Raw genomic sequence first — 5,706 nt, forward strand, 5'->3', positions numbered from 1 at the left:
GTCCTGCCGTTCGCGGCGGTGGCCGCCCTGCTCACGCTGCTGTGGCTGCGCGTCGTACGCCCCCGCCTCCCGCGCCGCCCGCGCCCCGAGCCCGCCGTGAGCGCCCTGGGCCCGCTGCCGACGGCCCGACCGGCCCCGCAGTCCCCGCCCGCGCGGTCCTGCCGTTCGCGGCGGTGGCCGCCCTGCTCACGCTGCTGTGGCTGCGCGTCGTACGCCCCCGCCTCCCGCGCCGCCCGCGCCCCGAGCCCGCCGTGAGCGCCCTGGGCCCGCTGCCGACGGCCCGACCGGCCCCGCAGTCCCCGCCCGCGCGGACTCCTGACGAGCAGGACTGAAATGCCCTGCTCCCGTAGCGTGTTCGCATGAACATGAGCCGTACGCGCAGGGAGCGACTGGTCGTGATCGGCGGCGACGCCGCGGGGATGTCCGCGGCATCGCAGGCACGCCGTCTGAAGAACCCCGACGAGCTGGAGATCGTGGCGTTCGAACGCGGCCACTTCACGTCGTACTCGGCGTGCGGCATCCCGTACTGGGTGGGCGGCGACGTCCCGGACCGGGACCGGCTCATCGCCCGCACACCCGAGGAGCACCGCGCGCGGGACATCGACCTGCGGCTGCGCACCGAGGTCACGGAGGTCGACCCCGACCGGCAGCGGGTACGCGCGCGTGACCTCGAATCGGGCGCCGAGTCCTGGACGTCGTACGACAAACTCGTGATCGCGACCGGCGCCCGGCCGATCCGGCCGGACATTCCCGGCATGGACGCCCCCGGGGTGCACGGCGTGCAGACACTGGACGACGGTCAGGCGCTGCTCGACACGCTGGCAGGCACGCGTGGCCGCCGGGCGGTGGTCGTCGGGGCCGGCTACATCGGCGTGGAGATGGCCGAGGCCCTCATCAACCGCGGCTACGAGGTGACGGTCGTCAACCGCGGCAGCGAGCCCATGTCGACCCTCGACCCCGACATGGGCCGCCTGGTGCACGAGGCCATGGAGGGCCTGGGCATCACGATGGTGAACGACGCCGAGGTCACGAAGATCCTCACGGACGACGACGGCCGGGTACGGGCGGTGGCCACCGAGGACCGTGACTTCCCGGCGGACGTCGTCGTGCTCGGCATCGGCGTCCGCCCCGAAACGACGCTCGCGAAGGCGGCCGGCCTCCCCCTCGGCCCGCACGACGGCCTCCTCACGGACCGCTCGATGCGGGTGCGCGGGCACGAGAACATCTGGGCGGGCGGCGACTGCGTCGAGGTCCTCGACCTGGTCTCCGGCCAGGAACGGCACATCGCGCTCGGCACCCACGCCAACAAGCACGGCCAGGTCATCGGCACCAACACCGGCGGCGGCTACGCCACTTTCCCGGGCGTGGTCGGCACGGCGGTCAGCAAGGTCTGCGACCTGGAGATCGCGCGCACGGGACTGCGCGAGAAGGACGCTCACCGCGTGGGCCTGCGCTTCGAGGCGGTCACCATCGAGTCGACCAGCCGCGCGGGCTACTACCCGGACGCCTCCCCCATGACGGTCAAGATGCTCGCCGAACAGCGCACGGGCCGCCTCCTCGGCGTCCAGATCGTCGGCCGAGAAGGCGCGGGCAAGCGAGTCGACATCGCGGCGGTCGCCCTCACGGCGGGCATGACGGCGGATCAGATGACCACCCTGGACCTCGGCTACGCCCCACCGTTCTCCCCCGTGTGGGACCCGGTCCTGGTGGCAGCCCGCAAGGCGGCGGCAAAAGTGCGCAGTTCTTCGTAGGCGACGGTGGGGCTGGGCACCTCAGGGGCGCGGGGCTGTATCGATCTGCGGCTCCGCCGCGTGGGCGCGAACGGCCCCAACGGCCCCGCACCCGGCAGCGAACCCGCACCCCTCGGCGAAGCCCTACGCAGTCCCGGCCGTCCCGTTGATCCGGTCGATCGCCTGCCGAGCCTGCTCCGCCGGCGGCCGAGACGGCAACGACGACACCGACGCCGAAGCCGCCGTCACCGCCGGCGGCTGCTCCCCCGCCGGCTTCGCATGCGCGGCGACCCTGGACGACCGCAACCGGTGGCTCACCGCCTCGTCCAGCGTCACGGGCCGCCGCATCTGGGTCGCCAGCCGCCCGGCCTCCTGGCCGAGGCGGGCCACGTCCTCCCACGGCAGCCGCACCACCAGCGTCAGCTCCGCCTCGCCGTCGGGCAGGGCGTGCATCGCAGGAGTAACTCGGTCGTTCATCGCCTGTTCCTCACGTCGGCCCCGCGACCCGCCTTCCCCGCGCCGCGGGCGGTTGCCGACACATACGCACGCCCGGACGGCTGCGTTCACCGGCAGGACCGATTCACCGACGGCGCTCCGGGCACACGTGTGGCGTGGTCATCCCCGTTCATGACGTGAACCCCGCGCGGCGCACCGCCTGGGTGACGTACGCGCTGCTCGCCGCCAACATCGTCGTGTTCCTGCTCACTCCCGGCATGGCCGGTTCCGTGGTCGGCGAGGGCAGCCTGGCCCAGCTGTGTCACCTCCAGGCGTTCCTGGACCAGTACGCGGCCGTGCCACGGGAGCTGATCCATCACCAGATGCCCCGGCTGGTGCCCACGGGTGAGGTCGGCGTGGGCCCGCAGGGACCCGGCTGCGTGGTCGGCCCGCCGCCCTACGACAAGTCGCCGGAACTGAGCGTCCTGACCGCGATGTTCCTGCACGGCAGTTGGCTGCACCTGCTGGGCAACATGCTGTTCCTGTGGATCTTCGGCAACAACATCGAGGACCGGATGGGGCACATCCGCTTCCTGGTCTTCTACGTGGTCTGCGGATACGCGGCGTCGTACGGCTTCGCGGTCCTGAACAACGCGTCGGCCGCCCCGCTGATCGGCGCGTCGGGAGCGATCGCCGGGGTGCTGGGTGCCTATCTGGTGCTGTATCCGAGGGCCCGGGTCTGGGTCCTCGTCCCGTTCCTGATCTTCCTGCCGCTGCGGCTGCCCGCCTGGACCGTGCTGGGCCTGTGGTTCGCGCTCCAGGCGGTGTACTCCTCCGGCGGGGGGATCTCCGACGCCGGCACGGTGGCGTACGCGGCGCATGTCGTCGGTTTCCTCGCCGGCATGCTGATCGCCTGGCCGCTGCGCCCCGGCACACCACCGCCGCCGGAGCCGCGCGGCATCGTCTTCGGCAGGCGGGCGCGGCCCGGCTGGTAGGACCGGCCGGTCGCCGTCGCCGTCTCCGTCAGCGGGCGGTCCGCGTGTGCACGTACTCCACCAGCCGCGTCAGCGCGTCCGGGTCCGTCGACGGCATGACGCCGTGGCCGAGGTTGAAGACGTGGCCCTCCAGGTTCGCCGCCGAGTCCAGGACCTCGCGGGTCTTCGCCTCGACGGCCTCCGTCGTGGCGAACAGCACCGTCGGGTCGAGGTTGCCCTGGAGTGCCTTGCCGGGGCCGACGCGGCGGGCGGCCTCGTCCAGCGGGACGCGCCAGTCGACGCCGACGACGTCCGCGCCGGCCTCGCCCATGAGCCGCAGCAGCTCGCCGGTGCCGACGCCGAAGTGGATGCGCGGGACGCCGTAACCGGCCACGGCCTCGAAGACCTTCGCCGACGCCGGCAGCACCGAGTGCCGGTAGTCGCTGGGGGCGAGGGCGCCGGCCCAGGAGTCGAACAGCTGGACCGCCGAGGCGCCGGCCTCGATCTGCACCTTCAGGAAGGCGGCCGTGATGTCGGCGAGGCGGTCGAGGAGGTCGGCCCACAGCCCGGGGTCGCCGTACATCATCGCCTTGGCGTTCTCGTACGTGCGGGACGGGCCGCCCTCGACGAGGTAGCTGGCGAGGGTGAAGGGGGCGCCGGCGAAGCCGATCAGGGGCGTGGCGCCGAGTTCGCGGGTGAGCAGGCCGATGGCCTCGGTGACGTAGGAGACGTCCTCGGGGGTCAGGTCGCGCAGCTGGGCGAGGTCGGCGCGGGTGCGGATCGGGCGCTCGACGACCGGGCCGACGCCGGGCTTGATGTCGAGGTCGACGCCGATGGCCTTGAGCGGGACGACGATGTCGCTGAAGTAGATCGCCGCGTCGACGCCGTGCCGGCGCACCGGCTGGAGCGTGATCTCGGTGACCAGCTCGGGCCGCATGCAGGACTCGAGCATCCCGATGCCCTCGCGCACCTTGCGGTACTCCGGAAGTGAGCGCCCGGCCTGCCGCATGAACCACACCGGCGTGTGCGGCACGGGCTCGCGCCGGCAGGCCTTGAGGAAGGCTGAGTCGTACGGGGCGGACGGCTGCTGGGCCCGGGGGGCGTCGTTGGCACTCACGGGCCAAGTTTCGCACGCCCCCGACGGGCGTGATTCAGCCCCTGGACAGGCGCGGGGTGTCTAGCCCGACACCCGGGCTCCGGTCCCCGTAACCTTCCGGCATGGCTGCGGCTCAGGGACGACTGTCGGACGGCGCTGGCGGAATGGACGAAGCGAAGGACACCGAGAAAGACCGGCGGGAGGCGGACTCCGCCCCGCTGCCCTTCCGGGCCGCCGTCGACGCGCTCATGGCGGCGCGGCTGCGGCCCCAGATCGAGGTCGAGCCGACGCGCCCGCCTGGGCGGCTCGCTCCCTACACCTACGCGCTGGAGGCCGCGGTCGTCGACGGCGACGAGGACCTGGCCGACGGCCGGCTGGTGCTGCTGCACGACCCGGCGGGGCACGAGGCCTGGCAGGGCACGTTCCGGCTGGTGACGCTGGTGCGCGCGGAGCTGGAGCCGGAGATGGCCGCGGACCCGCTGCTGCCGGAGGTGTGCTGGTCCTGGCTGACCGGCGCGCTCCAGACGCGCGGGCTGACGTACGGGGAGCCGAGCGGCACCGTCACGCGCGCGAGCTCGCACTACTTCGGGGGTCTGTCCGCGCGCCCGGCCGCCTCGCAGATCGAGATCCGCGCCTCGTGGACGCCGCGCGAGGGCCTGGGCGGGGTCCCGGACACGGCCGCGCACCTGGCGTCCTGGTGCGATCTGCTCGCCCAGGTCGCGGGGCTGCCGCCGGCCGGGCCGGGGGACGCGTCGGTGGTGACGCTGCCCCAGCGGCGAGGACCGCAGTCCCGCTGATCGAACCTGTTTTGGCCCCGTACTGATCGAACCTGTACGGGGCGGTCAACGCTGCCCTGTCGACGATCACACCTGCGTCCCCCTCTTGGCCGAATCACTTTGTCGATACGGCCACTTTCGACCGCGTATCGACGCATACCGAAACCGTTCGACCTTCGAATGATCGACCGCATGTCCGAATTGCACGGATTGTTATCACCGATTCGTGATCATTCTCTAAAGGCGGACGGGTTGGGTGCCGAAGACGACTGTGACCTTGAAAGCACGGTTCGTCCCGGCTTCACCCCCACGAGCCGGCCCCGTCCCGCACCCCAGGAGGCCTGGTGTCCGTTCTCCTCGAGCAGCCCACAAGCCTGGTCGCCTACCGCCCGAACAAGCCGACCGCCATGGTGGTCGTGGCCGATCCGCGCGTCCGCTCCACCGTCACCCGCCACCTGTGGGCGCTCGGTGTACGTGACGTCATCGAGGCCTCGTCCATCGCGGAGGCTCGTCCCCGCATCGGCAACCCCCGCGACATCTGCGTCGCCGACGTCCACCTGCCGGATGGCTCCGGCCTCACCCTCCTGTCGGAGACCCGCGCCGCGGGCTGGCCCAACGGGCTCGCCCTCTCCGCGGCCGACGACATCGGCGCCGTGCGCAACGCGCTCGCCGGCGGTGTGAAGGGCTACGTCGTC

General features: G+C 72.6%; 6 protein-coding genes and 1 pseudogene. 5 read left to right on the plus strand and 2 right to left on the minus strand.

Annotated elements, in window-relative coordinates:
* Positions 1–255, plus strand: a pseudogene (locus CA983_RS49030) (hypothetical protein); the annotation flags it as partial.
* 104 nt (positions 256–359) lie between these two features.
* A complete protein-coding gene (locus tag CA983_RS39855; RefSeq protein WP_086605575.1) occupies positions 360–1,751 on the plus strand; it encodes an FAD-dependent oxidoreductase in 1,392 nt (463 codons plus the stop codon).
* A gap of 123 nt (positions 1,752–1,874) precedes the next feature.
* Here the strand turns inward: CA983_RS39855 and CA983_RS39860 are convergent, their stop codons facing one another.
* Positions 1,875–2,207 carry a hypothetical protein gene (locus tag CA983_RS39860; protein WP_086605576.1) on the minus strand — a complete coding sequence of 111 codons (333 nt, stop codon included), beginning with the start codon at positions 2,205–2,207 and terminating at the stop codon, positions 1,875–1,877.
* 134 nt (positions 2,208–2,341) lie between these two features.
* Here CA983_RS39860 and CA983_RS39865 point away from each other — a divergent pair, with 134 nt between their 5' ends.
* Positions 2,342–3,160 (plus strand): rhomboid family intramembrane serine protease, encoded by an 819-nt coding sequence (locus CA983_RS39865; protein WP_086605577.1) that lies wholly within the window; start codon positions 2,342–2,344, stop codon positions 3,158–3,160.
* A 28-nt stretch (positions 3,161–3,188) separates the two neighbouring features.
* Here the strand turns inward: CA983_RS39865 and hemE are convergent, their stop codons facing one another.
* Positions 3,189–4,256 (minus strand): uroporphyrinogen decarboxylase, encoded by a 1,068-nt coding sequence (hemE, locus tag CA983_RS39870; protein WP_086605578.1) that lies wholly within the window; start codon positions 4,254–4,256, stop codon positions 3,189–3,191.
* Positions 4,257–4,357: 101 nt separating this feature from the next.
* On the opposite strand from hemE, the gene CA983_RS39875 reads away from it, so the two are divergent.
* Together CA983_RS39875 and CA983_RS39880 are read left to right on the plus strand one after the other, a co-directional pair.
* A complete protein-coding gene (locus tag CA983_RS39875; protein ID WP_086605579.1) occupies positions 4,358–5,032 on the plus strand; it encodes a DUF3000 domain-containing protein in 675 nt (224 codons plus the stop codon).
* Between the two features lie 323 nt (positions 5,033–5,355).
* Positions 5,356–5,706, plus strand: a 351-nt coding sequence (locus CA983_RS39880; protein ID WP_143645712.1) for a response regulator, incomplete at its 3' end; no start/stop codon positions are given.

This window comes from Streptomyces swartbergensis (assembly GCF_002148965.1).
Lineage (GTDB): Bacteria > Actinomycetota > Actinomycetes > Streptomycetales > Streptomycetaceae > Streptomyces > Streptomyces swartbergensis.

Excerpts from the sequence above, each read along its gene's own strand:
- CA983_RS39855 (WP_086605575.1), top strand. The coding sequence starts at position 360 with ATGAACATGAGCCGTACGCGCAGGGAGCGACTGGTCGTGATCGGCGGC.
- CA983_RS39860 (WP_086605576.1), bottom strand. The coding sequence starts at position 2,207 with ATGAACGACCGAGTTACTCCTGCGATGCACGCCCTGCCCGACGGCGAG.
- CA983_RS39875 (WP_086605579.1), top strand. The coding sequence starts at position 4,358 with ATGGCTGCGGCTCAGGGACGACTGTCGGACGGCGCTGGCGGAATGGAC.